The organism is Bacillus sp. FSL K6-1012 (genome assembly GCF_037964915.1).
Lineage (GTDB): Bacteria > Bacillota > Bacilli > Bacillales > Bacillaceae > Bacillus > Bacillus halotolerans.
On the sequence record NZ_CP150175.1, the window covers coordinates 630666 to 657157 of the forward strand.

Genomic DNA, 26492 nt, shown 5'->3' on the forward strand with positions numbered 1-26492 from the left:
ATGTTACTGAAAAGTATCTTTTTGTGGAGGCTGATCCGATGTGAAAAGCAGAAAAGGACGTAAAGGGGAGGAGAGCCGGAAACGATTGCTCAAAGCTGCTGCACATGAATTTTCGATTCGGGGATTTCATGAAACGAAGGTAAGTGCCATTGTGAAAAGAGCTGGACTGACGCAGCCTTCCTTTTATCTGTACTTTCAAAGTAAAGAAGCCATCTTTGAGGAGTTAATCAACGATTTCCACTCTCGCTTAAGAAAGCTGACAGAATCACTTCTCCTGGAAACCGGATTACATGCGAACGATGTAACAAACGGAGTGCTCTCTGCTGTGGCAGCTGTTTTTCAGTTTCTGGCGGAGGACAAGGATTTAACAAGGATCGGTTTTTTTCTCAATCCAGAAGCGAAACAATTGAAACAAGATGTGGCGATGGTTTTGAAAGACAACTTAGAAGCAGAACAGCGCCTTGGCTATTTTCGTTCCGAATTGGAAATGGAAACCGTGGCGGAATGCTTGATCGGCATGATTGAACATTTGACCGATTCATATTTGTTAACCGGAATCAAAGATCCGGCAAGTCTCGCCGAGCCGGTTGTCAATCTCTTAATATACGGGATGCTTCCAAAAGGGAGTGACGCAAGATGATATCTATGATCATGAAAGTCAGTTTGGCAGCTTTTATGCTCGCAGGAGGCATCATAAAGGTGTTCCGCGTGCCCTTTCAAGTGGAGCATTGGCGGCATTATCAATATCCGTTATGGTTTCTGACTGTTACTGGTATTCTTGAAATAGCGGGGGCATTTGCTATGACAGCGGGAATTTGGAATCGGTATGCAGCATTTGGGGCAGGCGTCCTGTTTGTCGTTCTCATGGCGGGAGCGGTTCATGCGCACATTGTTCGAGCGCGCCAATCAGTACTCATGACGATCCCTGCAATGATCTGTTTGATTGTTTCTATCATTATAATCATTTGGGAGTCCACGTAAGCTATTCACTTAACAAACCAATTTGCAGGAAACCCCCTTCTCTTATCGAATAATAGAAAATAGATCTTCATTTGTACGTTATTCGTCCGGCACCAGCTGGACTTTTTTTCATAAAGGAGGAATACAGGATGGCATTAACTTTGGAAGACATGACTGTGGAGGAGTTCGAAGCATTTCGCGGGATGTCCGTGCAAAATTATGCGAAACAAAACATACAATCGGGAACTTGGACGGAAAAAGAGGCGTTTGAGAAATCGGAACAGGCATATGAGAAAATGATTCCGAATGGACGAAACAGCAGCAATCATTTCTTTTGGAACATCATAAATGAAGAAGGGGAAAGGATGGGCTGGCTCTGGCTGTATGCTGATCCGCTTCATCCGCAAAAGGAAGCGTTTATCTATTCCTTTGGATTGTATGAAGCCTTTCGCGGTAAAGGGCTGGCTCAATTGGCGCTTCAAAGTCTGGATGAAAGAGCAAGAGAGCTTGGGGCGGAAAGACTTGCTCTCCATGTGTTTGCGCATAACGAGACAGCCGTTTATCTTTATCAGAAGATGGGATATGCCATGACCAATATACGTATGCGGAAACAGCTGTGCTGATAATAGCTGCTTATTTAAGCGGTTTCCCAAACACAATATGCCAATGCAGATGTTTAGAGTCCTGGTAAGCTCCTAAGTTGGTGATCACACGGCATGCACCTTTTTCTTCCGTCACTATGGAAGCGACCTTTTGAATGACACCCATTCAGATCATGGTCGTTCTCTTCCAGGGTGATCATGAGGAGATATGTTTCTTCGGGACAGCCACAATATGGACTGGATAAAAAGGGTTTGTATGATAGTAAGCCAATACGTTATCTGCCTCTAATACCTTATTTGCTTCGTTTTGCCGCTAAATACGTCATCACAGTAAAAGTCTTCAGTCATATGATCCATCCTCACTTTATTTCATTTTCTCTTCAGCTTTTCTTCATTACCTCTCTTCTATATATGAGAAGTTTCCATCTGAACGATCAGGGGCCGCACACCCTTGGTATTTTTTTGCCCCTGAACCCTTAGTCATTGTAGGCTTAATCGACGGCTAAAGGAGAGGTCTGCTTTACACACAGCAAAAAAAGATTGACCTCAAAAATGTAAGGGGTTACAATTGAAACCAATTAGGAAAGACTTTCCCTATATTAAACGTATTTAGAAATATTTTTAGGGGTTATTTTTTATTATATAATGATATTAAAGAGAAAGACTTTCCTTATTTTCGCAGAATGGGAGTGGTACTGATGGGGAATGTACAGGTTGGGCTATTAGGTGCGGGACGGATGGGAGCTTTTCACGGAGAAAGTATTGCGTTCCGTGTGAAAGGAGCAGATTTGTATGCGGTTGCAGATCCGGTTCCGGGGAATGCAGAAGCATTTGCAAAAAAGCTCGGCTCAAATATTAAAGCGTTTACGGATCCGTTAGACATGCTGGAGCATCCGGCTATTGATGCGGTCATCATTGCGTCGCCAGCAAGGACGCATGCCGCAAACATTATTGCAGCGGCAAAGAAGGGGAAAGCTGTATTTTGCGAGAAACCGATGGCTGTTACGCTGGAAGAAGCGGATGAGGTCATCAGAGCAGTAAATGAAGAATCTGTTCCGCTCCAGGTCGGTTTTAACAGACGTTTCGCTAAAGGCTTTCGCAGTGCATATGAAGAAATCCGTGCAGGAAAAATCGGCACACCACAGTTAATGCGTTCCATCACAAGAGATCCGGCACTCGGCGATCCGACTTCAATTCCTCAATGGACGATTTTTTTAGAGACGCTGATTCATGATTTTGATACCTTACTCTTTCTCAATCCAAATGCAAAGCCAATTGAAGTCTATGCCGCGGCCGATGCTCTTGTCAGACCTGATTTTAAAGACAAAGGATTTTTGGATACTGCAGTTGTCACGATCAAATTTGATAACGGAGCGATTGCAACGGCGGAAGCGAATTTCCAAGCCGTTTATGGATATGATGTCCGCGGAGAAGTGTTCGGATCTGAAGGCATGCTGACCATCGGAGATATCCGCCATACAAACATGACAAGGTATAACAAAGACGGAGTCAGCTACAACACGATTCGCTACGATCAGGACTTATTATTTGATGCTTATGTTGATGAGTTACAATCATTTGTGGATGCCGTTCGAAATCATAAGCCAACCTTAGTTACAGGCGAAGATGCGCGTGCGGCACTTGCCATTGCCGCAGCTTGTATAGAATCTTGCAAAACGAAGCGGCCTGTTACACTAAAAAACGGAGTGCCGCAAACGGTTTGAGTTTTTGATAGAAGAAGCTCCTTTTTAAAAAGAAATTCTGGTAAGCATTCGTTTATACTAGAGAGGATCTATTTTATAAAGGTGGCCTTCTTATGAAAACAACCATTTATGATGTTGCTAAGGAAGCAAACGTTTCAATCTCTACGGTTTCAAAGGTTCTTAATAACACCGGCAATATAAGTGAAAAAACGAAAAATAGAATTTGGAAAGTGATTGAGGAGCTTCAATATCAGCCAAGTGTTGTGACTTCAGCCAGAAAAATGATGAAGACCATCGGGCTGCTCATTCCTGACATCGCCAATCCGTTTATGGCCGAACTGGCCAGAGCCGTGGAGGACAGCGGCCGTAAAAAGGACTTCAGTGTCATCATATGCAGTACGGACAATCATTCGCTGAGAGAAGAAGAATATATCACCATGCTGAAGCAAAAGCATGTAGACGGCATTATTGTGGCGACGGGTCTCAAAAACAGTCAGGCGATACGCGAGCTGATTGAAAGCGACATGCCGGTTGTCATGCTGTCGAGAGATATACCGCATCTGCCTGTAGACACTGTAGTGGCGGATGATTTTAAAGGGGGATACGAGGCAGCTGTCCATTTAGCCCATTTAGGGCATGCAAATATAGCTGTCATAGCAGAAAAGATTAACAATACATCAATCAAAAATCGTGTCATCGGCTTTAAAGAAGGACTGCAGGTTTCAGGAATCCAAATCGATGAATCAGCCATTCTGGACTGTCCATATGACTTGTCAGCCAGTAAAGACATCAGTTTAAAGCTGCTTAATCAAAAACATAGGCCGACAGCTGTCTTTGTGACGACTGAGCTGCTTGCTTTAGGCGTTTTACAGGCTGCTAGGCAGCTTCACATTTCTATTCCTTCATCTCTTTCTCTAGTTGGGTTTGACAACAGCATCCTTGCAAAGATCAGTGATCCCCAATTGACGACTATCGCACAGCCGACTGAAGAAATGGGAGAAAAGGCAATCGAACTGCTGATGGACGGCATGGCCGATTCAAAACAAAAGAAAGTGATACAGCGTGTGATGCTGTCTCCTTCATTAATTGTGCGGAATTCAACGGCGTCACTGTTATGACCCTGTATTTTGGGGGATCTTTCTCTTAAACGAAGGGATATCCCCTCTTAAACGTTAAATACAATCAGTCGGAGGTGTCTTAATGACATCCAAAAAGGCCTATATCAGTCTTATTTATTTTTTCGGGGCATTAGGAGGTTTGCTGTTCGGGTACGATACGGGTGTAATATCCGGCGCGCTGCTGTTTATTAGAGAAGACATGGAGCTGACTCCATTTTTAGAAGGATTGGTTGTCAGCGGAGTACTGATTGGCGCTTTAGCCGGGGCAGCCTTTTGCGGAAGATTTTCCGACCGCTATGGCAGGAAAAAAACAATCATCTGGCTAGGTGTGCTTTTTACAATTGGAGCCATTGGAACAGGCTTAGCTCATAATATCGGAATATTATTACTATTCAGAATGGAATTAGGTGTAGCAGTTGGAGGAGCTTCGGCAATTGTTCCTTTGTATCTGTCAGAAATGGCGCCTGCCGCGATCAGAGGCAGAATCGCTTCATTGAATACATTGATGAATTCTTTCGGAATTCTCATGGCGTATATTGTAAACTTTGTTTTTTCATCTTCGGGCAGGTGGGATCTGATGCTTCTATTAGCAGTGATTCCCTCTTTCATTCTCATGGCTGGCATGTTTTTTATGCCTGAAAGCCCGCGATGGGTGCTGCAGAAAAGAAGTGAGGATGAAGCACGCCATATTTTGCTTCTGACGAGAGATCCGAAAACAATCGATGCTGAGATCCGCAGTATGAAGGAGATTAAGACGAAGGAACGTGTTTCCATATCAACATTATTATCCCCGGCAATCAGGCCGATCTTATTTTTAGGTATTGGGGTCGCCATCTTTCAGCAAGTAATAGGCACGAATACGATTATTTATTATACACCGACCATCTTAGAAAATGCGGGGTTCGGCGCTTCCAGTGCCATTGCAGGAACCATTGGCATCGGCATTATCAATGTCTTATTTACGATCATCGGCTTGCTGCTGATTGATATGATAGGGCGAAGAAAGCTCATGCTGATCGGCAATGTCGGAATGTCTTTGGCACTTGGTATTTTGGGCATCAGTACGCTGTTCTTTCATGCACCCGATTGGCTGCTGTTATCCTGCTTATGCTTGTTTATGGTAGCGTATTCAGCGAGCTGGGGAATGGTCGTTTGGGTTGTGCTGGCTGAAATTTTTCCGTTGCAGGTCAGGGGAACGGCGCTGGGAATTGCTAGTACCTGTCTGTGGCTGGCAAATATTGCAGTGTCGCTGTCCTTCCCGCTGCTTTTAGATCTGATAGGTACAGGTGCTTTATTTCTCATGTACGGCGCCATTGGTGTACTTGCCTTTCTCTTTGTTTATCAATATGTGCCAGAGACAAAAGGCAAATCATTGGAACAGATTGAAGGAGAAATCATGTCAAAGAATACAGCTTCATCTTTCTAAAAGGAGGATTTCAATATGGGAAGAGAATATGGGTTATGCTTATGGACTTTCGGCAGCATTCCATTTGAACAAAAATGCCGGCTGGCTGCAGAAATCGGAGTAGATGGGGTTGAGGTCGAAGGGGATATTTCGCTGAATCCGAAAGACATTGCCGAAACATTGGCTGCTCATCAAGTAAAGGTTTTATCGATAACGCCAAGGAATGTGGATATTTCAAGTGCGAATGAAGAAGTTCGTTCAAAGGCTGTGCAGTATTTCTTAGATTTACTGGATTGGGCTGTGGATTTAGGGGCTCCCCGTATCTGTATTCACGGCGATGTCGGTAAAGTGAGAGGGAGCGGTGATGATACAAGGGATTGGAGTTTACTAGTCAAAAGCGCTAATAGGATCATGGCTAAAGCGGAGGAATTACAGATTCAGGTGGTATTTGAAGTACTGAACCGATACGAAAATCACCAAGTGGTCACTTGTGAAGAAGCTTTACAATTCATTCGCGATGTCGGCAGCCCCAATCTCGAAGTACTTCTCGATGCGTATCATATGAATATAGAAGAAGCTGATCCTGTAAAGGCCATTAAATTGGCAGGGCAGAAACTCGGAGTCTATCACGTGGCTGATTCAAATCGCCAGGCGATCGGAAACGGCCATGCGAATCTCAAAGAGCAAATCGAAGCGCTTAATTTTATCGGTTATAAAGGCCCGATAATTATGGAGATGGTGGCGGCTGGACCGGATCCGTTTACTCCGATGAAAGGAAATGCCTATTTGGAAGTAGCGGCAGGGTATTATAAGTCATCATTAGAGACATTAAGGTCATGGGAAGGCTTGAAAATATAAAGAAATAAAGGACAACGGCTGTTGTCCTTTTTAATGCCGCTTGAACATTCCCGCTCAGTTTTTTTTATCTTGATGATCAAGCTCTTTCATCCGTTTCGTAAGCTCATTGAAGGCCTGATCCAGCTCCTTGTACCCTTTATCATTTGGCGTCATAAAACTGAGCTTTCCCAGCACTTCTTGTCTTTCTGTCTCAAGCTTTAAACGAAGCTCCTCCCGGTCATTTCTTTCTGAAGGAACGTCATTCAATTGCTTTTCGATGCCATTGTTTGAGATAACGAGTTTGCTGTTCGTTGTTTTCTCGAGAAAATAACGGTCGTGCGATACCACAATCAGTGTGCCGCTGTATTGTGACAGTGTTTCTTCCAGCTGTTCGCGTGACGGCAGGTCGAGGTGATTGGTCGGTTCATCTAATATCAGCACGTCTTTTTCCTCTAAGATATAAGCCATCAGCTTGCACTTTACACGCTCGCCCATACTCATATGTTGAATTGGTTCTGTCCATTGAGAAGCGGTAAATCCCAATCGCGTCATGATATTCTGGACATTTCCTCTCGCCTCGAACGTGTCTTGATAAAATAACTCCTCCGGTGTTTGTTCTAAAGGCAAATCAAATACTTCCTGTGTTAAATAACCGATTTTTGCTGATGGTGATATCCACACCTTTCCCTCAGCCGTTTCCTGTCCAAGAATGACTTTCAATAAGGTTGTTTTTCCGCTGCCGTTCGGGCCTGTAATGGCAACCTTTTCTCCGTGCTGAATCGTAAAGCGGGCGTTTTGAAACAGTGTCTTTTCGCCAAATGACTTCGTCAGATGTTGAACCTCCAAAAACCGTTTTCCTGTTTTATGAGTTGTATCAATTGAAAAACGAACAGTATATTCCGGATCGACAGGCTCAGCCTTTGTTTTTTCGAGTTCTTTTTCAAGCCGCTTTTGTTTCGATTTGATCTGGGCATCTGTGCGCTTTGCTTTTACACGATGGTATTCTTTAAACCCTTCCTTTTTCGTCGATTGTGCGTGGGCTTTTTTCGACCATGAAGTGAGTTCTGTCATTTGTGCTTCAATCCGTTCAATCATTTTCTGCTGTTTTTCATATTCGCGCTGCTGTGTCAGTCTTTTTTCTTTCCGGAACTTCATGTAACCAGAGTAGTTCCCTTTGTATTCAGTCAGCGTGTGGTCCTCGATTGACCATATTTTCGTGGCAGCTTCATCTAAGAAATACCGATCGTGCGAAACGAGAATGACAGTGCCGCTAACATTTTTCAGCTGCTGAATGAGAAATTGCAGGCTTATGTCATCAAGATGGTTTGTCGGTTCATCTAGCAGGAAAAGGTCTGCATCCTCTGATAGCCCTTTTGCCAGCCGTGCTTTCAGTTTTTCTCCGCCGCTTAACTGGCTGAAATCACGGGCTGGCACGTGCCATTTCTCCAGCAGTTTCACTTCGGCAGGTGTCTGATTCTCAAAGGAATACGATTCAGTCTCCTGTTCAACCAGCACCGTTTTTAAGCCGTGCTGCATCCATTGGATTTGTCCCTGTGACGGAATTAAGTCCTTGTTGATCAGGTGAAGCAGCGTCGATTTTCCAGCCCCGTTTTTGCCGATAATCCCAATGATATCGCCTTGCTGAACGCTGGCATTTATGTTTTTAAAAACGGTAAGATCCTTCACTTCATAGCTGACGTTTATAAGTTTTAATTGTTCTTTCATCTATATCCCTCGCTTTAAGGGAGAACAAAAAAATCCTCCCAAATGTTTTGGAAGGATTAGCCGTGCCTTTGCCATGATTAAATAAGCTATTCTTCAGAAATAGCGCGTACGTATTTAGAAAATGGGCAGACTAATCCTATTTTTTATGATTTGAAATATGCGATTTCAAACGTTAAAAATAAGATTAGTTAATCATTGTCCACCCATCATCCCTTCTCAATTTATTACAAACAATATAGCATATTTTTTAATTCGAAAGCAAAGGGAAATTGGAATTCCTCTGGATATCCAATCAAAAAAGCTCCTGCTCTCATTTCTGAGGCAGGAGCTTAAAAGGGTTATGGCTGCTTTAATTTTCTTACTTTATAAATCACAATCAGCAAAATAAACCAAACCGGTGTAACAAATAAGGAAACCCGAGTATCCTGTGCTAATGCCAGTACAACAAGGACAAACGCCAGGAACGCCAAAATTAAGTAATTCGTAAATGGATAAAGCGGCAGCTTAAATTTGTTTGCTTTCGCCAATTCAGGTCTTGTTTTACGGTATTTCATATGGCAGATAACAGTAATTCCCCAAATATAGATAAAACATACGGTGGAAATACTTGTGATCAAGGTAAATACGCCTTCCGGCATGATGTAGTTCAATGTCACACCGATTAAAATCACGATAGCTGAAAAGAACAATGCATTTCTCGGTACCTTGCGCGGTGTCAGTTTTGCCATTGATTCCGGCGCATTCTTGTCTTTCGCCAGTGAATAGACCATGCGGCTTGTACTGAATACAGCGCTGTTGCAGGCTGAGGCAGCTGACGTTAATACAACAAAGTTGATAATGCTTGCCGCACCGACGATGCCGACTGCAACAAAGACCTGTACGAATGGGCTTTCGCTGGGATTGATGACATCCCATGGATAGATGCTCATAATCACAAGAAGCGCCCCAATATAGAAAAGCAGCACCCTTACAGGGATATTGTTGATCGCCTTAGGGATGACTTTTTCAGGGTTTTCTGTTTCACCCGCTGTAAGCCCGACGAGTTCAATGCCGACAAAGGCAAACACAACCATCTGGAACGAGAGGATAAATCCGTGTATTCCATTCGGGAACATGCCTCCGTGGTTCCAGAGATTTGAGAAACTGGAAACACCTGAACTTGTGGAAAAGCCTTTGAAAATCATAAAAAGACCGATCACAATCAGCGCCAAGATGGCAATGACTTTAATTAATGCAAACCAGAATTCCAATTCTCCAAACAGCTTGACGGTAGCCAGGTTCATAATCAGTAAAATAATAAGAGCGATTAAGCCCGGAACCCATTGCGGCACACCGGGAAGCCAATACTGTGTATATAGCCCGACCGCAGTTAAATCGGCCATCGCGATTGAAATCCAGCAGAACCAGTAGGTCCAGCCTGTGATAAATGCGGCCATATCGCCTAAATAATCCTGAACAAAATCAACAAAAGAGTGATAGTTCAGATTAGACAACAGCAGTTCTCCAAGCGATCTCATAATTAAAAAGCAAATGATCCCCGTGATCATGTAAGCAAATAAAATTGACGGTCCTGCAAAGTGTATCGATTTTCCCGAGCCGAGAAACAGGCCTGTCCCAATGGCTCCGCCGATCGCAATAAGCTGGATGTGCCTGTTTTTCAGGCCTCTCGACAGTTTCTGCTGATTTATATTAGGATCTTGCGTCATGTCGTCTGTCACTTTGTGTGTTCCTCCATTGAAAATTGTTTAAACATGTTTTTAGATACTATTATAACACTAAAATTTCTATCTTTTTTACTATACAGGAAATATGGAAGGAAATTTTAAGGTTTATCGATTCATCACAAGATACGAAAAAAGCGGCTCAATCGTGGGAGCCGCTTTTGTTTACGCCATTTTATGATTTTTTCATATACAGATAAAGCCCATAATCAGTCGGAGCAGATGCGTACCCTATCTGACGCAGCATCGCTGTTATGTTGCCGCGGTGATATGTCCCGTGATTTACAACATGCGGCACCAGTTCAGAAGCAGTCGTTTTCATGATTCCGCCGGCGGGATTTTCAATCTGAAGGGGTTTATGGATCTGTTCCTTTTGCTTGAAAAAAGCTGTATATCGCTCGGACAACTTTAGAAACAGGGCTTCCATTTCCGCTAGCTCCTTCGCCACTGTCTGGTCTTTAAGCTGTTCAGCTAATGCCAAAGCATGGTTCATACTTTTTCCGGAAAACACTTCAATCCAGCCGAGATCAGAAAGATAAACATGGGACAACACATGGGATATTGACGGGAACACACTTTGGATCTCCTGACGATAAACCTCCTGTGGAAGCTCTTTTAATCGATTAAACATTTGCTGATGAGCCCATACGTTATATTCATACAATTGTAATGCTAGATCAGACATGTGAATTTTCCCCTTTCGCGTTTATCATTTCTATTGTATACGAACAAACATTCTTTAGGGGATTTTCTGTGAATAAAATGTATTGACAGAACATAGTTTAGAGGGATAAACTATGTAGCATCGATCGAAAGTTTAGGGGTGTAAACTAAAATGCAGGAGGAAAGACGTTGAATGAACAGAAGCTATGCCAAGCGATAAATCTTTTCGTAGAAGTTTTACTTGAAGGTACAGAGTTTGTACATCATGAAGTCGATCAGGATGTATTCAAACACATCTCCAGAGAACAGGCCGACCTGTTAAAAATTTTAAAAGTCAAGGGCCCATCTTCTCCCGGCAGCCTGGCCATGTATCAAAACGTGCATAAGAGCGCGATTTCTAACCGATTGAAGAAGCTGCTGGAAAAGGGATTGGTTGAGTGGGATGACTGTCCGGTAAAAAGTGATAAACGCACGAAACGAATCAAAATTTCAGAAAACGGTGAAAGCATTATCGAAGAATTGGATTCAGCTATCTTTAACGCGCTCAAAGAGCTGATGCACGATATAGATGAGGAGCACTTACAATCATTCATTGACATATTTACCATTCTAAAAAGCAAATTTAAAGGAGGGGATCTTCCGGAATGAAATCGATTGTCAAATTCAAATGGGCCATTGCGGCGGTTATCTTAGCGCTGACTGTTATATTGAATTTATTTTCTCCCAACTTAACGGAGCTGGCCAATCAAAAGGGGCAGGCACAGCTGCCGGCTGATTCCGTTTCAGAAAAAGCAAATGCTATTCTGAAAAAAGCCGGAGAAAACAATAATTCGATAAGCATTGTCTTTCCATTAGATCGTGCGCTAAATAAAGATACAGAGGATCAGCTCCGCAGCATGATCGATAACGTCAAAAAGATTGATGGTGTTGAAGAGGTAACATCTCCGCTGACAGGTGAAAAAGAAATCAAAGATCAATTGATTTCAAAGGATAAGAAAACCATTCTTATTCCCGTAACGATCACCGGATCTGATAAGAAAGCGGAAAATATTGCCGATGATATTTATCAAATCGTTCCCGATGATTTGACGGCATATATTACGGGAGCGTCTCTTATCAATCAGGATTTTGCGCACAGCTCAGAGGATGGGCTTAAGAAAACGGAAGTGATCACAGTCTGTTTGATTATCGGCTTGCTGCTGATCGTGTTCCGCTCTGTTGTGACGCCTTTTATCCCGATTGTGATTGTCGGTTTCTCGTATGTAATCAGTCAATCTATACTGGGCATTTTAGTTTATAATGTTGATTTTCCTATTTCGACATTTACCCAAACCTTTTTAGTTGCCATCCTGTTTGGGATTGGAACAGATTACTGTATTCTTCTTCTGACTCGTTTCCGTGAAGAACTGGCAAACGGGCATGACAAAAAAGAGGCAACCCTTATTGCTTACCGTACAGGCGGAAAAACATTGTTTATCAGCGGGTTTGCGGTATTGATCGGGTTTTCTGCCCTTGGTTTTGCGAAGTTCGCCATTTTCCAATCAGCTGTGGGAGTTGCTGTCGGGGTTGGCATTTTAATGATCATCCTCTTCACTCTGCTGCCTTTATTTATGGTGACGCTCGGTGAAAAGCTCTTCTGGCCGTCTAAGAAAGTGCTGTCGCACAATGACAATAAATTGTGGGCGTTTCTCGGCAGACATTCTGTTGCCCGTCCGTTTCTGTTTCTCGTTATAACAGTCATCATCACGCTTCCGTTCATTTTGACCTATGATGACCAGATTTCATTTGATTCAACGGCGGAAATCAGCAGCGATTACAAATCCATCAAAGGTCTTGAAGCCATTAAGGATGGGTTTGGTGAAGGAAAAGCATTTCCGGTGAATGTGGTGATAAAAGGAGACAAGGATCTCACTACCGCTGAGACGATCCCTTATCTTGGAAATATCAGCAAAGCCATTGAGAAAGTCGAACATGTTGATTCCGTCATGACCATTACCCAGCCGACGGGTGAAAAAATCAAAGATTTATATATTGATAAACAGCTAGGCTCTGTGTCAGACGGGCTGGATAAGACAGTAAAGGGAATTGCTGATGTCCAAAGCGGGTTAACGGATATTGAAGATGGGCTGAATCAAATGTCCGGGCAAACCGGAACAGCCGCGAATGGCAGCTCCGGAGGCTCACTGTCAGATGCAGCTGACGGTTTGGGAAAAATCAATGAGCAGCTGCAGCTTGTCAGCAAACAGCTTTCTCAAACCGGCAATACCGCACAGGCGGTGCCGCAGCTCACAGCAATCAGCGGACAGCTTGGACAAATTCAAACCGGCCTTGAGCAAGCAAATGAGCAGCTTTCAGGCCAGCAGAAACAGGCCGGAACACTGACAGAAAGCCTGAATCAGCTTGCCGAAGGTGTGAAGAGTGCAAATAATGGACTGACAAAAATCACCGACGGGCTTACGGCATCCAGTGATATGTTAGAGGACATGAGCAAAAGCTCAACCGTTCGGGATACGGGGATTTTTATTCCTGATCAAGTCATGAAAGATAAGGATTTTAAGAAATCAATTGATCGGTATTCCTTTGCAGACGGCAAGGGAGTGCAATTAAGCGTCGTCTTGGATTCAAACCCATATTCAGAACAAGCGATTACGACCATAAACCAGATCAAAAAAGCGGTAGCCGGCGAAGTCGGCGGCACGCCTCTGGAGGACACTCAAATTGTTTACGGCGGGGTAACGAGCGTCAATGCCGATTTAAAAGAGCTGTCTACAACGGATTTCTCCAGAACGATGGTCATCATGATTCTCGGGCTGTTTATCGTCTTGACAATCTTGTTCCGTTCAATGGTGATGCCGATTTATATGATCGCTTCACTGCTGCTTACGTATTACACTTCAATATCAATGACGGAATTGATTTTTGTGAATATCTTGGGCAATGATGGAGTCAGCTGGGCGGTACCGTTCTTCAGTTTTGTCATATTGATCGCGTTAGGGGTAGATTACTCGATCTTTTTGCTTGACCGCTTTAAAGAAGAGGTTCAGCTTGGCATTCATCAAGGTGTCATCAGGTCAATGAGCAAAATGGGCTCTGTCATCATCACCGCGGCTATTATTTTGGCCGGTACATTCGCGGCGATGATGCCATCGGGCGTTAATACGCTGATGCAGGTGGCAAGTGTCGTCATTATCGGGCTGCTGCTGTACGGCCTTGTCATTCTTCCGCTCTTGATGCCGGCAATCATTGTGACATTTGGAGAAGGAAACTGGTGGCCGTTTGGCAGAAAGAAAAATAAAGAATAGAAAAAAAGAGTGGTGACAATTCATTTGTTCATCACTCTTTTTTGTAAATGTAAAAGGCACGTTTTTCACCTGTCAGCAAGCAATGGAGGAACAGGGGAGAATCATCAACTTTTCTACATCTGTTGTCGGTCAAATGTTTCCGACATACAGCATATGCGGGAACAAAAGCCGCTTGGGCAATTCACCCGTCAGCTTGCCAAAGAATTAGCCGTGAAACAAATCACCATTAATGCGGTACCGGAAGATATCGCAAATGTGATTGAATTTTTAACGAGCGAACAATTCAATGGATCACAGACCAGACGATCCGTGTGAATGGCGGATTTATTTAAAATGAAAAAGCTCCCAAGAGTCATTCTTGGGAGCTTTGTTTTATTTCCATTCTGCAATAGTATCAATCGGCAGACGGTAGGAAGCGTATCCTTCGTCCGCAGCTTTTCCGATGGAAAGAAGCATAACAGGCACATAACGCTCTTTGTCTAATCCGAAGGCTTCCGCGATGTTTTCTTTATCGTAGCCGCCGATCGGGTTTGTGTCATAGCCGTGCGCGCGTGCAGTCAGCATAAGCTGCATAGAAACAAGGCCGCCGTCAATCAGGATCGTTTCACGGTTCACCTGAGCCGGAAGCTTTTCAAAATGTGCTGTCAGGGCAGCGATTTGTCTGTCTTTTACCTCCTGCGGCATGTAACCGAGCTCCACGGCTTTTGAATAAATGTCTTCTAAGTAGTCTGCATTGTTCATGTCTGCAAAAACAGCGATGACGGCAGATGAAGTTGTGACCTGTGTTTGGTTAAAGCTTGCTAGCGGCGCGAGCTTCTCTTTTCCTTCCGGGCTGTCGATGACGAGAAAACGCCATGGCTGCGCGTTGACAGAGGATGGCGCAGTTGTAGCTTCCTCTAGGATTTCTGTCATCTCTTCTTTGCTGATTTTCACTGTCGGATCATAATTGCGAATGGAACGGCGTCCTTTCATAATGTCCATAAAATCGTTTGTTTTGATCATGTTGATACACTCCTCTTAAGCTTCGATATTATTTATATTGTTTCGCATGCGCGCCAGCACATCAATGAGCAGGCGGCGTTCTTCTGCACTTACATTTGCGAGCATTTCGTTCATGAAACGCTCCTTTTCCTTCTTAGAAGACTCAATTCGCTCTCTTCCCTGGTCTGTTAACCGAACAAGGGTGATGCGGTTGTCCTCGGGCTTGCGCCGTCTTGATACCATGCCTTTGGCTTCAAGCTGTTTTAGGTGTCTTGTGACGGCCGCGCTGTCGATATTGACTTTCTTTTGAAGGTCGCTTTGACTGATCTCATCCGCATGATAAAGCAATGTCAGCAATTCCAAACGAGATTGGCTGATGCCCGTGCATGCCTCGAACTTCACGCCAATCACTTTGTTCACGCCTTGCAGCTGATATAAAATCTCGGCTTCCTCAGAACAAAATGATGCCAAAACCCATCCCTTCTTTCTTGTCAAAAAAATAATTGATATATCAATAATTGACACGTCAATTAATATACAACGATTGATTTCAATTTGCAAGCCTTTTGCATATTTGAAAAACCTCCCAACATATAAGTTGGGAGGTTTTTGTTATCCTTGCGGCTCAGGATAAAACATCAGCAGAAAAAAGCTGGCCGTTTTCTGTGATGAATTGATGTAGCTGTGCGGTGTGGATCCCGTAAACTGCATGGCGTCTCCTGGTACCAGCGAATGCTCCTGATCCTGCAGATTGACGGTTAACTCGCCTTCTTTGATTAAAATGTATTCTTCTCCTAAATGTGTTTTTGCTTCATGTATGCATCCCGGTTTCAGATCGACAACATAAATTTCAAACTTTGTTTCAGGGTTGTACGGAAAAAAGGGGTAAACAATGTAGTTTTCTTCATTATCTGTAACAGGTTCAATATCTTTAAGATTAATTTTTCTTACTTTCGGCTTGTCTTCTTTCAGAAAAACAGAAAAAGATACTTGCAGTCCATTTGCGATCTTCCAGAGAGTGGTGACAGTCGGGGTCGATTTTTCTTTCTCAATTTGTCCTAGCATCGCTTTGCTGACGCCCGTTAACTCAGAAACTTGATCAAGAGTCAGGTTTCTGCTTTTTCTGAGTTTGACAAGATTCTTTGCGATAATGGCTTGGATATCATCCATACATGTATCTCCTTACGTCATATTCGCTTTATTATAACATATTAAAATCAGCTATTACATACAGTTGTAAGCTATAACATATATGTGTATAATATGTTAGACGAGGAGGAGAAACAGAATGATATCAGAGAAGGAAATCACTCATGCCCCAACTTGCGAGCCATCGTTCTTACAAGGGTTTAAAGATTGTGTCCCGACGCTGATCGGCTACATCAGTATAGGTTTGGCTGCCGGAATCGTGGGAATTGCCTCGCATTTAAGCGTCCTTGAGATTACGCTGTTGTCAGGTTTGGTTTTTGCCGGCGGCTCCCAGTTCGTTATCTGTGCTTTGTTAGCAGCGAATAGTCCGATGTCCGCTATTATCCTGACAACGTTTATCGTAAATTTACGCAATTTTCTATTAAGTGCCGCGCTTGCTCCTCACTTTTCAAAGTATTCGCTAGTGAAAAATGTGGGGATCGGCATGATGGTGACAGATGAGTCATTCGGTGTTGCTTCAAATAAGATTGTAAAAAAAGAACCAATTAGTGATCGATGGATGTTCGGTTTAAATCTCACTGCATATGCGTGCTGGGTGCTCTCTTGTGTGGCAGGGGCAGTCTTTGGTAAATGGATTACCGATCCGGAAACGTTCGGACTCGATTTTGCGGTGACGGCTATGTTTTTAGCATTGCTGATTTTGCAGATGGAACATGTTGTGCCTGCAAAGATTAAACACTATGTATCTCTCATTATTTATATGGTGATTGCGATGATTGTTTTCTCTTTCTTTATGCCGTCACATCTCGCTGTGATTATTTCAACGATCATCGTAGCGACAATCGGGGTGGTGACAGATAAATGAGCGTAAATACATACATCCTGATGGTGATTATCGGCTGCGCGCTGGTCACAATGATTCCCCGCGTGATTCCATTTTTAGTTGTACGGAATATTTCCTTGCCGGAGCCTGTGCTGAAATGGCTCTCCTATGTGCCGGTTTGTATATTGACGGCACTTGTTGTGAAGGATTGCATGATTCAATCCAATGATTCTCTGAAATTGAATTGGCAGGCAGCAGTTGTATTGATTCCTACTCTATTGATTGCACTGAAAACAAAAAGTTTATCTATGACAGTCATCAGCGGTGTTGTTCTTATGGCCGGCTTGCGCTTATGGGTATAAAACAGCTGCTTACATCAAAACTCACGATATCAGGGGGAAGCAAACCCTGGTATTTTTTGTGTCTCTGATTCAATCTTTAAGCGGCTTTCACTGGCTGAAAGTTATGGTACAATATACAAATGTTTTACAGCTTCAATCAATTGTTGGAGTGACATCTGTTTCAGATAAATAATAGATTGAAGGGAAGGTTTTGATAGAATGCTGCAAAATCCAACTGGAAAAGAGCGTTTGGCATTGGCATTTCTGCTCGGCATGCTTGCTATATTGGGCCCGCTTAATATAGATATGTATTTGCCTAGTTTTCCTGACATTGCCGATGATTTATCGGCCAGTGCCTCGCTTGTACAGTTAAGTTTAACAGCCTGTCTGATCGGGCTTACCATCGGCCAGGTGATTGTCGGGCCGGTCAGTGATGCGCAGGGAAGACGGAAACCGCTATTAATCTGTATTTTCTTATTTGCGTTATCTTCTCTGTTCTGTGCGCTTTCACCAAACATTACAACACTGGTGGCAGCCCGTTTTTTACAGGGGATTACGGCCTCTGCAGGACTTGTGCTGTCTCGGGCAATCGTGCGGGATGTGTTCACAGGGAGAGAGCTTTCTAAATTTTTCTCACTGTTAATGGTGATTACCGCAGTCGCGCCAATGATAGCGCCAATGACAGGCGGTGCTCTTTTATTGCTGCCGTTTGCAACGTGGCATACGATTTTTCACTTTTTAACGATCATCGGATTTGTGCTTGTACTGATTATTGCGCTGAGGCTAAAAGAAACATTGCCGCCAGAAAAGCGGATTCCAAGCTCAATTGGAACATCTGTCAGAACAATGGGGAGCCTGCTGAAGGATCGTTCTTTTATGGGCTACGCGTTAACTGTCGGATTTGTTCACGGGGGAAGCTTTGCTTATGTATCCGGTACGCCTTTTGTGTACCAGGATATTTACGGGGTGTCGCCGCAGGTATTTAGTATTTTATTCGGCATTAACGGCCTGGCGATTATTACGGGAAGCTTTATTATCGGGCGCTTTGGCGGAATCATTCATGAAAAAAGCCTGCTCCGCATGGCGGTCATTACAGCTATGATTGCGACTGCCGTGCTTTTAACGATGACGATGATTCACGGTCCTCTCGCTGCATTGGTCATCTCTATTTTTGTCTATATGATTACGATCGGCATGGTTCTGACGAGCACATTTACGCTGGCCATGGAAAAACAGGGGCACCGCGCCGGAAGTGCAAGTGCGCTGCTGGGAATGCTCCCGCTGCTCCTTGGCTCCATTGTTTCGCCGCTTGTGGGCATTGATGAGACGACAGCTGTTCCGATGGGAGCGATCATGTTTGTTACAGCAGTTATCGGTTCGCTCGCCTTTTTTAGATTAACTAAAGAGAGCGTGAAGCAGAATTAATCAAAAAAAACCTGACGGCATGTCAGGTTTTTTTGATTTTATTAAAATAGCAAAAGCAGGCCGGCGATGGCCGGAGTCAAAAAGATTGCTGATTTCAAGACGGCCTTTGGCATGAGATTGGTGAATTTCGCGCCGACATACGCACCGCACATGGTTCCGATCAAGACTTTGATCAGCAACACATAATCAACAAATCCTTCCGTGATATACCCTATACCTCCGCCTGCAGCAAGAGGGATAATGACAAGCATCGTCGTTCCGACAGAATGACGGATGGAAAGGTTCAGCATAATCATTAAACCGATCTGGATAAAAGGAGCAGAACCGATGCCGAATGTGCCGGAAAGTATGCCTGATACGATTCCTAAAATCACGGCTTTTGTGTACATTGAAACATTGCTTTGATTCCCTTGAGGTTTTTCTTTTAAAATAAATAATCTGATTAAAATGAGAATCGCTGATAAAAATAACATTCCCGCTGTCAAATAATGAAGCAAATCGGCCGGAATAAAAGATGTCAGCTTTGCCCCGAAAAATGACCCGACGGCAGCAAAGCATCCGACCGTTAAACCGATTTTCAATTGGATGTTGCCTTCCCGGTAATGGCTGTAGGCCCCTGATAAGCTGGTGAAAGCCATACCGGCGAGGGAAGTGCCTAAAGCTGTATGAATCGGAATATGAAAAACCAGGGTTAAAAGAGCAATAACAAAGCCGGCTCCCCCGGCACCAATAAAGCCTAAAATGATTCCGAGAAGAAACATAACAAGAATAATGAGCATATTTTTTCCTCCATTATATTCTGAGCTGTAAATGTAATGAATCTGAGTGATTGTAGCTGAGGCGAAGTGTCCGGCAGCCGATGAGAGGATTATCTCACTGGTTTACAGTAGTCTGTCGACCGTCGTTTAGCAAAAATATCGTACCGCAAATTTTGGAATTTGACAAGGCAGTTTGTTGCTTCCCTTTATCATCTGTTATATGATTTTGATGAAGAACAGCCCCTGAATCTATTCAAAAGAGGTATTATTTATATGGATGATTTTAAATTAGACAAGCCGACTCCTTATTACCTGCAATTTTATTTCCAGCTGAAAAAAATGATTTTTAACGGGACTTTTAAGCCGGGGGAACGGATCAATGAAACACAGCTGGCTAAAAGTTTCGGCGTCAGCCGCTCTCCGATACGGGAAGCTATGCGGCTGCTTGAGAAAGACGGCTTGTTAAGAGCAGATGACCGGAATGGATTTTCAATCGCTTCTTTAACCGCTAAAGATGTAGATGAAATTTATAAAATCAGAATTCCTCTCGAACTGCTTGCTGTCGAATTGGTCATAGACGAAGCGAATGACGAAGAGCTTCAAACGCTTGAAAAACAGCTTGAAGAAACAGAAAACGCTATTCGTAACGGAGCGGAAGAAACTGAAATGATCAGCTTAAACCAAAAGTTTCACCAGCTGCTTGTCGATTTTAGCCATAACAGGCATTTAAAAAACTTGCTTGAGCATGTAAACGATCTGATTCACTTTTGCAGAATCCTTAATTATAAAGGGGACAACCGCCCTGAAACGATCCTGCGTGAACACCGCAGCATATTTGAAGAAGTAAAAAAGAGAAACAAAGAAGCAGCCAAAGAATATATGATGGCTCATTTCAATCATGATTCAGAACATTTGAAGCGTGTGCTTGAAGAAGGAAAAGAAAATTAAATGACATGTACAGATACCGAGGATGAGTCCTTGGTATTTTTTATTGCTCTCATTACTTTAATAAATTGAAAATCATATATAAGGAAGCCCATTAATAAGATTCTATGATGATTGACTAACGAATAATGGGGGTTAGACATGTTTATCCATATCGTCCGGCCGGGTGATTCTTTGTTTTCCATAGGCAGAAGATACGGTGCTTCTGTTGATCAAATACGTGGTGTGAATGGTTTAGAAGAAACGAATATCGTGCCGGGGCAGGCTCTGCTCATCCCTCTTTATGTATATACAGTACAGCCGGGAGACACGCTCGGAGCTATTGCAGCAAAAGCGTTTGTTCCGGCAGAACGGCTAAGAGCCGCAAATCCCGCTATAAATCCAAATGCCTTGCAAGCAGGAATGAGACTGACGATTCCTAATATCTCAAACTATATTGCGGGAACGTTAAGCTTTTACGTGCTCCGCAATCCGGATCTAGATCGCGATTTAATCAATGATTACGCCCCGTATTCGTCTTCGATTTCCATTTTCGAATACCATATTGCGCCTAATGGCGACATTGCAAACCAATTGAATGACGCAGCCGCTATTGAAACCACATGGAGAAGACGGGTGACGCCGCTTGCAACAATAACAAATCTAACCTCAGCAGGCTTCAGTACGGAACTCGTACACCAAGTGTTAAACAATCCAACTGCCAGAACCAATCTGGTTAACAATATTTATAACTTGGTGTCCACAAGGGGATATGGCGGCGTGACGATCGATTTTGAACAAGTGAGCGCCGCAGATCGGGATCTGTTCACAGGATTTTTGCGTCAGCTGAGAGATCGTCTGCAGCCGGGAGGGTATGTGCTGACCATAGCGGTTCCGGCAAAAACAAGCGATGATATTCCGTGGCTGAGGGGCTATGATTACGGAGGGATCGGAGCGGTTGTCAATTATATGTTTATCATGGCGTATGACTGGCATCATGCGGGAAGCGAGCCGGGGCCTGTTGCGCCGATTACTGAAATAAGAAGAACAATTGAATTTGCGATTGCCCAGGTGCCGCGGAGAAAAATCATCATCGGAGTCCCGCTCTACGGCTACAATTGGATTATCCCTTACCAGCCAGGAACAGTGGCTTCAGCTATCTCAAATCAAAAATCAATTGAAACAGCGATGAGGTACCAAGCCCCTATTCAATATTCAAACGAATATCAATCGCCGTTTTTTCGCTACAGAGATGATCAGGGACGGACGCATGAGGTATGGTTTGAAGATGTCAGGAGCATGAGCCAAAAGATGCTGATCGTCCGCGAATATGGATTACAAGCAATAGGCGCCTGGCAGTTAACACTCGGATTCACACCAGCTCCGTGGCTTCTGCGGAAATTTTTTACGATCAGAAAGGTTTAAGGGCACCGGGCACGCTGTCTTTTTAGTGATGTTTTAAGCGGCTGCTGAATGCTTTTACCGTCTCAGCCTTCCTTGCGTTGTTACTTCCATCGGGCATTATCTCTAAGCTGCTTTGTTAAAATCAGATGATAATCGTTCACGGTGTTGAAATATAAGAAGCAGATAAATGCCATTCTCACACAAAGGAGGACATAGGCGTATTTTTTGACTGCGGTGCCTCGAGCAGCCCTGAGTTCCCGACATATTGTCATTTCACTGGCTGGCAGCGCTGGTGATATCCTTTATCGTAACGGATTGATAGCCGTAAAACCGCATCAGCCTAAAGCGGCAGAATAATTCGATCATTTGTCACTTGCATGGCGTCAGTCTCCCCCATTATGATCGATAGTGAGAACTATCATCAGTCTAATCAGGCACAAATTGCATATCATCTTATGAACGCTTACGGAATATGAGTGAGAGGAAGTTGTCAGAATGAAAAAAGTATTGATCCTGAATTTCCCAGCTGAAGGCCATGTAAATCCTACATTAGGCATTACGAAAGCCTTTGCCGATCGAGGATATGATGTCCACTATATATCCACTGAAAAATATAAAGAAAGATTAGAAGCGGTGGGAGCGACTGTCCACCTTCATCAGGATTTGCTGAGAACAACACCTATTCATGTCGCTTCGCCAAATGGCATTCTTGATTTCCTGAAAATACATATCAAAACCTCACTGGACATTTTACATGTCGTAAAAGAGTTGTCAAAAAGCATTCAGTTTGACTTTGTTTATTATGATAAATTCGGTGCGGGAGAGCTGGTCAGAGATTATCTCAACATCCCGGGCATCTCTTCATCTGCTTCCTTCTTATTCGATGAAGAGCATTTAAAGGTATTGCCTCTGCATCCGGATTCAGAAGTGCCTTTACAATTGGATAAAGAGTGTGAAGATCTATTATTAGAGATGAAACAAAATTATGGTGTATCACCTGAAAATATGGTTCAATTCATGAATAATAAAGGTGAATTAAATGTAGTGTACACAAGCCGATATTTTCAGCCGGAAAGCCATCGTTTCGGCAATGAATTTCTGTTTATCGGTCCAAGCTTTCCAAAGAGAGCGGAAAAAACTGATTTCCCAATTGAGAAATTGAAAGATGAGAAAGTCATCTATATTTCAATGGGGACTGTATTAGACGAAACTGAAGAGTTTTTCAACTTATGTATAGATGCTTTTTCTGATGTCGAGGGCAAGGTCGTGATAGCTGCGGGAGAAAAAGCTGATCTGACAAGATTAAAGCAAGCGCCAGAGAACTTTATCATTGCTTCATATGTGCCTCAATTGGAAGTGCTGGAACAATCAGATGTTTTCATCACTCACGGAGGAATGAACAGTGTAAATGAAGGCATTCATTTTAACGTTCCTCTAGTTGTAATGCCGCACGATAAGGACCAGCCAATGGTGGCCCAGCGGCTGACTGAATTACAATCAGGTTATACAGTATCTAAAGATCATGTAACCGCGCAGTCTTTAAAACATGCAGTGGAAGAAGTGTTGAATAACGACCGGTATAAGGAAGGAATTCAAAAAATCAATCAAAGCTTTCAGGATTGCATGAATATGGAAGAGGTAATGGAGCGGATTGATCAATTTATAGATCAGAGAAAATAAACAGCAAAAAATACATTTGGATGATATAAGAAAAAAGAGTGAGATGAAAATGGTCTCACTCTTTTTTACTGATAGGGTCTTACAGGCATTGTGACAATAACCGGATTCATTTTGCGGGATCAGAGATTTTAGCAAAAGGATTATAAATTTGTATGGGCTCATTTTCTGGGAACGGCAGGGCAGCAGGAGAAATACTTTCGCATTCATTCACACTCAAAATCATTTTTCATATTATGAATAAGTGTATGGAAAAATTATGTATCGAAAGGATGTGGATATAAATTATGTCTCGAAAGCCGTCACATAGGTGCCCTTACTGTGGATCTAACTCTTCAAGCCCCAGTTGTAGAGTAGGCCCTAAAAAAAATCCTGAGCCTAAACATTCATGTATGTGCTGCTGCTGCGTAAGGGGAGTAAGAGGGCCGCAGGGACCACGCGGATTACGCGGTATTCCAGGCAGTATTGGAGCCACAGGACCACAAGGACCACAAGGACCACCGGGGCTGCCAGGGCTGCCCGGAGCAACAGGGGCCACAGGACCACCAGGACTGGCCGGGGCTACGGGAGCCACAGGAGACGCCGGACCAGCCGGAGCCACAGGAGCGACGGGAGCCACCGGAGCTACCGGGGATGCCGGACCAGCCGGAGCGACGGGAGCGACGGGAGCAACAGGGGACGCCGGACCAGCCGGAGCCACGGGAGCCACGGGAGCTACAGGAGACGCCGGACCAGCTGGAGCCACGGGAGCAACCGGAGCAACGGGAGCCACAGGAGCAACAGGGGACGCCGGACCAGCCGGAGCAACCGGAGCAACGGGAGCCACAGGAGCAACAGGGGACGCCGGACCAGCCGGAGCAACCGGAGCCACAGGAGACGCCGGACCAGCCGGAGCCACCGGAGCCACCGGAGCGACGGGAGCCACCGGAGCAACGGGAGCCACAGGAGCCACCGGGGACGCCGGACCAGCCGGAGCCACAGGGGACACCGGACCAGCCGGAGCAACGGGAGCCACAGGAGACGCCGGACCAGCCGGAGTCACGGGAGCCACGGGAGCCACGGGAGCCACCGGGGACGCCGGACCAGCCGGAGCCACGGGAGCCACAGGGGACACCGGACCAGCCGGAGCCACAGGAGCAACGGGAGCCACGGGAGCCACGGGAGCCACAGGAGACGCCGGACCAGCCGGAGCCACAGGAGCAACGGGAGCAACGGGAGCCACGGGAGCCACGGGAGCCACAGGAGACGCCGGACCAGCCGGAGTCACGGGAGCGACGGGAGCCACGGGAGCCACAGGCACAGGAGCAGCTGGGTTATCCGAATACGGGTATATTTATAACTTAAGCGCTCAAACGGTAGCTATAGAGGCTGATGTCATTTTTGATTCAACAGGGATAACCACCCCTGGAATTACACATGCCCCCGGAACTTCTCAAATTGCAATTACCACTCCGGGAGACTATGAGGTCACTTTTTCTGTTTCGGGAGTAGAGCCTAACCAATTCACACTATTTTTAAATGGTGCGCCGATTACGAATACAGTCTACGGTTCAGGTGCAGGTACTCAGCAAAACAACGGTCAGGCTATTATAGCCATAGCAGCCGGCGATGTTCTAACTCTTCGAAATCATACGTCCGCTGCCGCAGTGACTCTCCAGACTTTGGCAGGAGGCACACAACCTAACGTAAACGCTTCAATTGTAATTAAAAAATTAGATTAACAATTAGCACTGTGTCATGAACAAACAAAAAGTACTCTATTGATCTTACTAGTACTTATATTTCAGCAGTGCTTTTTTTGACCTATTTATGTGATCATACAAACGCTCCAAGTTCTTTTTATCTCAGATATTTATTTTGTATGGGATAACTGGGATAGGATGTGTAAAACAAAAAAACGATATCGAACAAATGAGCAGACATCCTTTTCTTTTAATCGGTTAAACGATTCTTCGGAGGGTTTACAGCATCTAGAGAATTAACGAAGAAACAATTACAAACAGTCGTTATTTAATGGGGCATACTATGAAGAATATGAGGATTCGGGGCAGCTAAAGGTTTTGGTTATGCCATAACCAAGATAGGATCGTGATGTTAACCATTTAGCATCGATAAAGCCAGCTCAAAAGTTAGGGTTTGATGAACAGGTGAAGTATTCTATCTACGCAAAAAATAAGATCATATCAAATTGGCATACAAGGTGACTGTTTAACTTCTCCGATATACAAAAACCTTCCGTGTTGGAAGGCAATTATTAAAATGCAATTTTGATCTTTTGAGAATCAGTGATTTTCTTATGGTTTTGGTCAAAAACGTCACTTGTTGTGATTTCAATCCATTTGATCTCTTTTTTCTTCTTCTCAGCTGATGGTTCATCATGAGCATGTCCGCTTGCTGCGTTTACAATAAAGCCGAGATTGCCGGATTTTTCGGCGCCGCCTTCTAATTCACCATTCAACTCTTCGAGGTACATATCTTTATTCCAATCAAAGGTTTCACCTGTATTTGTTTTCATCAATGCAATCGGGGCAAAATTCACTTTCTCGGAAGAAGTGTTTTTGATATCAACGAAAACTTTAACGAAATCAAACTCTTCATCGTGTGTTAATACATGAAAATAATCAATCATGCTGTAATCCGGACGTAAGTGGATCAGCTTCATTTCTTTTACCGTTAACTCTACGTTTCCAACCTTATAAGTTTGATTGACTTGTTTGATATCTTTTAAGACGGCTTCACCTTTGTCATCAGAAAACGTTTGATTTACCTTCTGCAATGACCGGTCATCTGTTACCTGTGCATTAGGCTGATACTCATCTATACTGTCCTTTTGAGACGAAGTGCTTTGCGGTATGGCTTTTGCTGTTTGCTCTCCGGCTGTATTTTGTTTTTCAGAATCGGCGTTTGATGAACAGCCCGCAAGCATGACGATAAAAAATAAAATCGATAGAATCATTTTCATCATGAGTCCTCC

Annotated in this window: 24 protein-coding genes and 2 pseudogenes; 17 read left to right on the forward strand and 9 right to left on the reverse strand. The window is 43.9% G+C overall.

Going from position 1 to position 26492, the window contains the following annotated elements; genetic code table 11:
- Positions 1 to 40 precede the first annotated feature (40 nt).
- The 3 genes from NSS75_RS03330 to NSS75_RS03340 all read left to right on the forward strand — a co-directional run bounded on the left by NSS75_RS03330 (position 41) and on the right by NSS75_RS03340 (position 1583).
- Positions 41 to 640, forward strand: coding sequence for a TetR/AcrR family transcriptional regulator (locus tag NSS75_RS03330; protein WP_024120362.1), 600 nt, complete (start codon positions 41 to 43; stop codon positions 638 to 640).
- Positions 637 to 981: a DoxX family protein gene (locus NSS75_RS03335; protein ID WP_024120363.1), complete on the forward strand. Its 345-nt coding sequence runs from the start codon at positions 637 to 639 to the stop codon at positions 979 to 981. The genes NSS75_RS03330 and NSS75_RS03335 overlap by 4 nt, the downstream gene beginning before the upstream one ends.
- 128 nt (positions 982 to 1109) lie before the next feature.
- Entirely contained in the window at positions 1110 to 1583 is a 474-nt protein-coding gene (locus NSS75_RS03340; RefSeq protein WP_185848246.1) for a GNAT family N-acetyltransferase, read from the forward strand.
- Positions 1584 to 1758: 175 nt separating this feature from the next.
- Here NSS75_RS03340 and NSS75_RS03345 read toward each other — a convergent pair whose 3' ends face one another.
- Positions 1759 to 1833: a hypothetical protein gene (locus NSS75_RS03345; RefSeq protein WP_223203925.1), complete on the reverse strand. Its 75-nt coding sequence runs from the start codon at positions 1831 to 1833 to the stop codon at positions 1759 to 1761.
- 427 nt (positions 1834 to 2260) lie between these two features.
- Between NSS75_RS03345 and NSS75_RS03350 the strand changes: the two genes are divergently transcribed.
- From NSS75_RS03350 to NSS75_RS03365, 4 genes are all read left to right on the forward strand, one after another.
- Entirely contained in the window at positions 2261 to 3286 is a 1026-nt protein-coding gene (locus NSS75_RS03350) for a Gfo/Idh/MocA family oxidoreductase (protein ID WP_106020875.1), read from the forward strand.
- Between the two features lie 92 nt (positions 3287 to 3378).
- On the forward strand, positions 3379 to 4383 hold the full coding sequence (locus NSS75_RS03355) for a LacI family DNA-binding transcriptional regulator (protein WP_103671992.1): 1005 nt from the start codon (positions 3379 to 3381) through the stop codon (positions 4381 to 4383).
- A gap of 82 nt (positions 4384 to 4465) precedes the next feature.
- Positions 4466 to 5809 (forward strand): sugar porter family MFS transporter, encoded by a 1344-nt coding sequence (locus NSS75_RS03360; RefSeq protein ID WP_213418349.1) that lies wholly within the window; start codon positions 4466 to 4468, stop codon positions 5807 to 5809.
- Positions 5810 to 5824: 15 nt separating this feature from the next.
- Positions 5825 to 6646, forward strand: a complete 822-nt coding sequence (locus NSS75_RS03365; protein ID WP_339235930.1) for a sugar phosphate isomerase/epimerase family protein — start codon at positions 5825 to 5827, stop codon at positions 6644 to 6646.
- Between the two features lie 54 nt (positions 6647 to 6700).
- On the opposite strand, the gene abc-f is transcribed toward NSS75_RS03365, so the two are convergent.
- The 3 genes from abc-f to dinB form a co-directional block, all read right to left on the reverse strand.
- Positions 6701 to 8350, reverse strand: a complete 1650-nt coding sequence (abc-f, locus tag NSS75_RS03370; protein WP_101860707.1) for an ABC-F type ribosomal protection protein — start codon at positions 8348 to 8350, stop codon at positions 6701 to 6703.
- 338 nt (positions 8351 to 8688) lie between these two features.
- The gene (locus tag NSS75_RS03375; protein WP_095714186.1) at positions 8689 to 10068 is read right to left on the reverse strand and encodes an amino acid permease; all 1380 of its coding nucleotides are present in this window, start codon (positions 10066 to 10068) and stop codon (positions 8689 to 8691) included.
- 178 nt (positions 10069 to 10246) lie between these two features.
- On the reverse strand, positions 10247 to 10756 hold the full coding sequence (dinB, locus tag NSS75_RS03380; RefSeq protein WP_339235938.1) for a damage-inducible protein DinB: 510 nt from the start codon (positions 10754 to 10756) through the stop codon (positions 10247 to 10249).
- 167 nt (positions 10757 to 10923) lie between these two features.
- Here dinB and NSS75_RS03385 point away from each other — a divergent pair, with 167 nt between their 5' ends.
- From NSS75_RS03385 to NSS75_RS03395, 3 genes and pseudogenes are all read left to right on the forward strand, one after another.
- The gene (locus tag NSS75_RS03385) at positions 10924 to 11382 is read left to right on the forward strand and encodes a MarR family transcriptional regulator (RefSeq protein WP_024120373.1); all 459 of its coding nucleotides are present in this window, start codon (positions 10924 to 10926) and stop codon (positions 11380 to 11382) included.
- Complete coding sequence (locus NSS75_RS03390; RefSeq protein WP_213418352.1) at positions 11379 to 14036, forward strand: MMPL family transporter; 2658 nt, start codon at positions 11379 to 11381, stop codon at positions 14034 to 14036. The genes NSS75_RS03385 and NSS75_RS03390 overlap by 4 nt, the downstream gene beginning before the upstream one ends.
- Before the next feature lie 37 nt (positions 14037 to 14073).
- Positions 14074 to 14368: pseudogene (locus NSS75_RS03395) on the forward strand (SDR family oxidoreductase); the annotation flags it as partial.
- 40 nt (positions 14369 to 14408) lie between these two features.
- On the opposite strand, the gene NSS75_RS03400 reads toward NSS75_RS03395, so the two are convergent.
- The 3 genes and pseudogenes from NSS75_RS03400 to NSS75_RS03410 form a co-directional block, all read right to left on the reverse strand.
- Positions 14409 to 15038, reverse strand: a complete 630-nt coding sequence (locus NSS75_RS03400; protein WP_038954157.1) for a nitroreductase family protein — start codon at positions 15036 to 15038, stop codon at positions 14409 to 14411.
- A 15-nt stretch (positions 15039 to 15053) separates the two neighbouring features.
- Positions 15054 to 15547 (reverse strand): annotated as a pseudogene (locus tag NSS75_RS03405) (MarR family transcriptional regulator).
- 82 nt (positions 15548 to 15629) lie between these two features.
- Positions 15630 to 16187: a helix-turn-helix domain-containing protein gene (locus NSS75_RS03410; RefSeq protein ID WP_044161601.1), complete on the reverse strand. Its 558-nt coding sequence runs from the start codon at positions 16185 to 16187 to the stop codon at positions 15630 to 15632.
- A 118-nt stretch (positions 16188 to 16305) separates the two neighbouring features.
- Here NSS75_RS03410 and NSS75_RS03415 point away from each other — a divergent pair, with 118 nt between their 5' ends.
- The 3 genes from NSS75_RS03415 to NSS75_RS03425 all read left to right on the forward strand — a co-directional run bounded on the left by NSS75_RS03415 (position 16306) and on the right by NSS75_RS03425 (position 18755).
- Positions 16306 to 17031: an AzlC family ABC transporter permease gene (locus NSS75_RS03415; RefSeq protein ID WP_024120378.1), complete on the forward strand. Its 726-nt coding sequence runs from the start codon at positions 16306 to 16308 to the stop codon at positions 17029 to 17031.
- Complete coding sequence (locus NSS75_RS03420; protein ID WP_024120379.1) at positions 17028 to 17351, forward strand: AzlD domain-containing protein; 324 nt, start codon at positions 17028 to 17030, stop codon at positions 17349 to 17351. The genes NSS75_RS03415 and NSS75_RS03420 overlap by 4 nt, the downstream gene beginning before the upstream one ends.
- Before the next feature lie 198 nt (positions 17352 to 17549).
- On the forward strand, positions 17550 to 18755 hold the full coding sequence (locus NSS75_RS03425) for a Bcr/CflA family efflux MFS transporter (RefSeq protein ID WP_024120381.1): 1206 nt from the start codon (positions 17550 to 17552) through the stop codon (positions 18753 to 18755).
- A gap of 41 nt (positions 18756 to 18796) precedes the next feature.
- On the opposite strand, the gene NSS75_RS03430 is transcribed toward NSS75_RS03425, so the two are convergent.
- On the reverse strand, positions 18797 to 19534 hold the full coding sequence (locus NSS75_RS03430) for a sulfite exporter TauE/SafE family protein (protein WP_106020855.1): 738 nt from the start codon (positions 19532 to 19534) through the stop codon (positions 18797 to 18799).
- A gap of 252 nt (positions 19535 to 19786) precedes the next feature.
- Here NSS75_RS03430 and NSS75_RS03435 point away from each other — a divergent pair, with 252 nt between their 5' ends.
- The 4 genes from NSS75_RS03435 (at position 19787) to NSS75_RS03450 (ending at position 25239) form a co-directional block, all read left to right on the forward strand.
- Entirely contained in the window at positions 19787 to 20461 is a 675-nt protein-coding gene (locus NSS75_RS03435) for a GntR family transcriptional regulator (protein WP_024120383.1), read from the forward strand.
- Between the two features lie 138 nt (positions 20462 to 20599).
- Positions 20600 to 21862, forward strand: a complete 1263-nt coding sequence (locus NSS75_RS03440) for a glycoside hydrolase family 18 protein (RefSeq protein WP_339235949.1) — start codon at positions 20600 to 20602, stop codon at positions 21860 to 21862.
- Between the two features lie 474 nt (positions 21863 to 22336).
- Positions 22337 to 23521, forward strand: coding sequence for a macrolide family glycosyltransferase (locus NSS75_RS03445; protein ID WP_024120385.1), 1185 nt, complete (start codon positions 22337 to 22339; stop codon positions 23519 to 23521).
- 389 nt (positions 23522 to 23910) lie between these two features.
- Positions 23911 to 25239: a collagen-like protein gene (locus NSS75_RS03450; RefSeq protein WP_339235954.1), complete on the forward strand. Its 1329-nt coding sequence runs from the start codon at positions 23911 to 23913 to the stop codon at positions 25237 to 25239.
- Positions 25240 to 25772: 533 nt separating this feature from the next.
- Here the strand turns inward: NSS75_RS03450 and NSS75_RS03455 are convergent.
- Complete coding sequence (locus NSS75_RS03455; RefSeq protein ID WP_339235956.1) at positions 25773 to 26480, reverse strand: DUF4352 domain-containing protein; 708 nt, start codon at positions 26478 to 26480, stop codon at positions 25773 to 25775.
- Positions 26481 to 26492 lie beyond the last annotated feature (12 nt).

Excerpts from the sequence above, each read along its gene's own strand:
- NSS75_RS03335 (WP_024120363.1), top strand. The coding sequence starts at position 637 with ATGATATCTATGATCATGAAAGTCAGTTTGGCAGCTTTTATGCTCGCA.
- NSS75_RS03340 (WP_185848246.1), top strand. The coding sequence starts at position 1,110 with ATGGCATTAACTTTGGAAGACATGACTGTGGAGGAGTTCGAAGCATTT.
- NSS75_RS03350 (WP_106020875.1), top strand. The coding sequence starts at position 2,261 with ATGGGGAATGTACAGGTTGGGCTATTAGGTGCGGGACGGATGGGAGCT.
- NSS75_RS03355 (WP_103671992.1), top strand. The coding sequence starts at position 3,379 with ATGAAAACAACCATTTATGATGTTGCTAAGGAAGCAAACGTTTCAATC.
- NSS75_RS03360 (WP_213418349.1), top strand. The coding sequence starts at position 4,466 with ATGACATCCAAAAAGGCCTATATCAGTCTTATTTATTTTTTCGGGGCA.
- NSS75_RS03365 (WP_339235930.1), top strand. The coding sequence starts at position 5,825 with ATGGGAAGAGAATATGGGTTATGCTTATGGACTTTCGGCAGCATTCCA.
- abc-f (WP_101860707.1), bottom strand. The coding sequence starts at position 8,350 with ATGAAAGAACAATTAAAACTTATAAACGTCAGCTATGAAGTGAAGGAT.
- dinB (WP_339235938.1), bottom strand. The coding sequence starts at position 10,756 with ATGTCTGATCTAGCATTACAATTGTATGAATATAACGTATGGGCTCAT.
- NSS75_RS03390 (WP_213418352.1), top strand. The coding sequence starts at position 11,379 with ATGAAATCGATTGTCAAATTCAAATGGGCCATTGCGGCGGTTATCTTA.
- NSS75_RS03400 (WP_038954157.1), bottom strand. The coding sequence starts at position 15,038 with ATGATCAAAACAAACGATTTTATGGACATTATGAAAGGACGCCGTTCC.
- NSS75_RS03410 (WP_044161601.1), bottom strand. The coding sequence starts at position 16,187 with ATGGATGATATCCAAGCCATTATCGCAAAGAATCTTGTCAAACTCAGA.
- NSS75_RS03415 (WP_024120378.1), top strand. The coding sequence starts at position 16,306 with ATGATATCAGAGAAGGAAATCACTCATGCCCCAACTTGCGAGCCATCG.
- NSS75_RS03420 (WP_024120379.1), top strand. The coding sequence starts at position 17,028 with ATGAGCGTAAATACATACATCCTGATGGTGATTATCGGCTGCGCGCTG.
- NSS75_RS03425 (WP_024120381.1), top strand. The coding sequence starts at position 17,550 with ATGCTGCAAAATCCAACTGGAAAAGAGCGTTTGGCATTGGCATTTCTG.
- NSS75_RS03430 (WP_106020855.1), bottom strand. The coding sequence starts at position 19,534 with ATGCTCATTATTCTTGTTATGTTTCTTCTCGGAATCATTTTAGGCTTT.
- NSS75_RS03435 (WP_024120383.1), top strand. The coding sequence starts at position 19,787 with ATGGATGATTTTAAATTAGACAAGCCGACTCCTTATTACCTGCAATTT.
- NSS75_RS03440 (WP_339235949.1), top strand. The coding sequence starts at position 20,600 with ATGTTTATCCATATCGTCCGGCCGGGTGATTCTTTGTTTTCCATAGGC.
- NSS75_RS03445 (WP_024120385.1), top strand. The coding sequence starts at position 22,337 with ATGAAAAAAGTATTGATCCTGAATTTCCCAGCTGAAGGCCATGTAAAT.
- NSS75_RS03450 (WP_339235954.1), top strand. The coding sequence starts at position 23,911 with ATGTGCTGCTGCTGCGTAAGGGGAGTAAGAGGGCCGCAGGGACCACGC.
- NSS75_RS03455 (WP_339235956.1), bottom strand. The coding sequence starts at position 26,480 with ATGAAAATGATTCTATCGATTTTATTTTTTATCGTCATGCTTGCGGGC.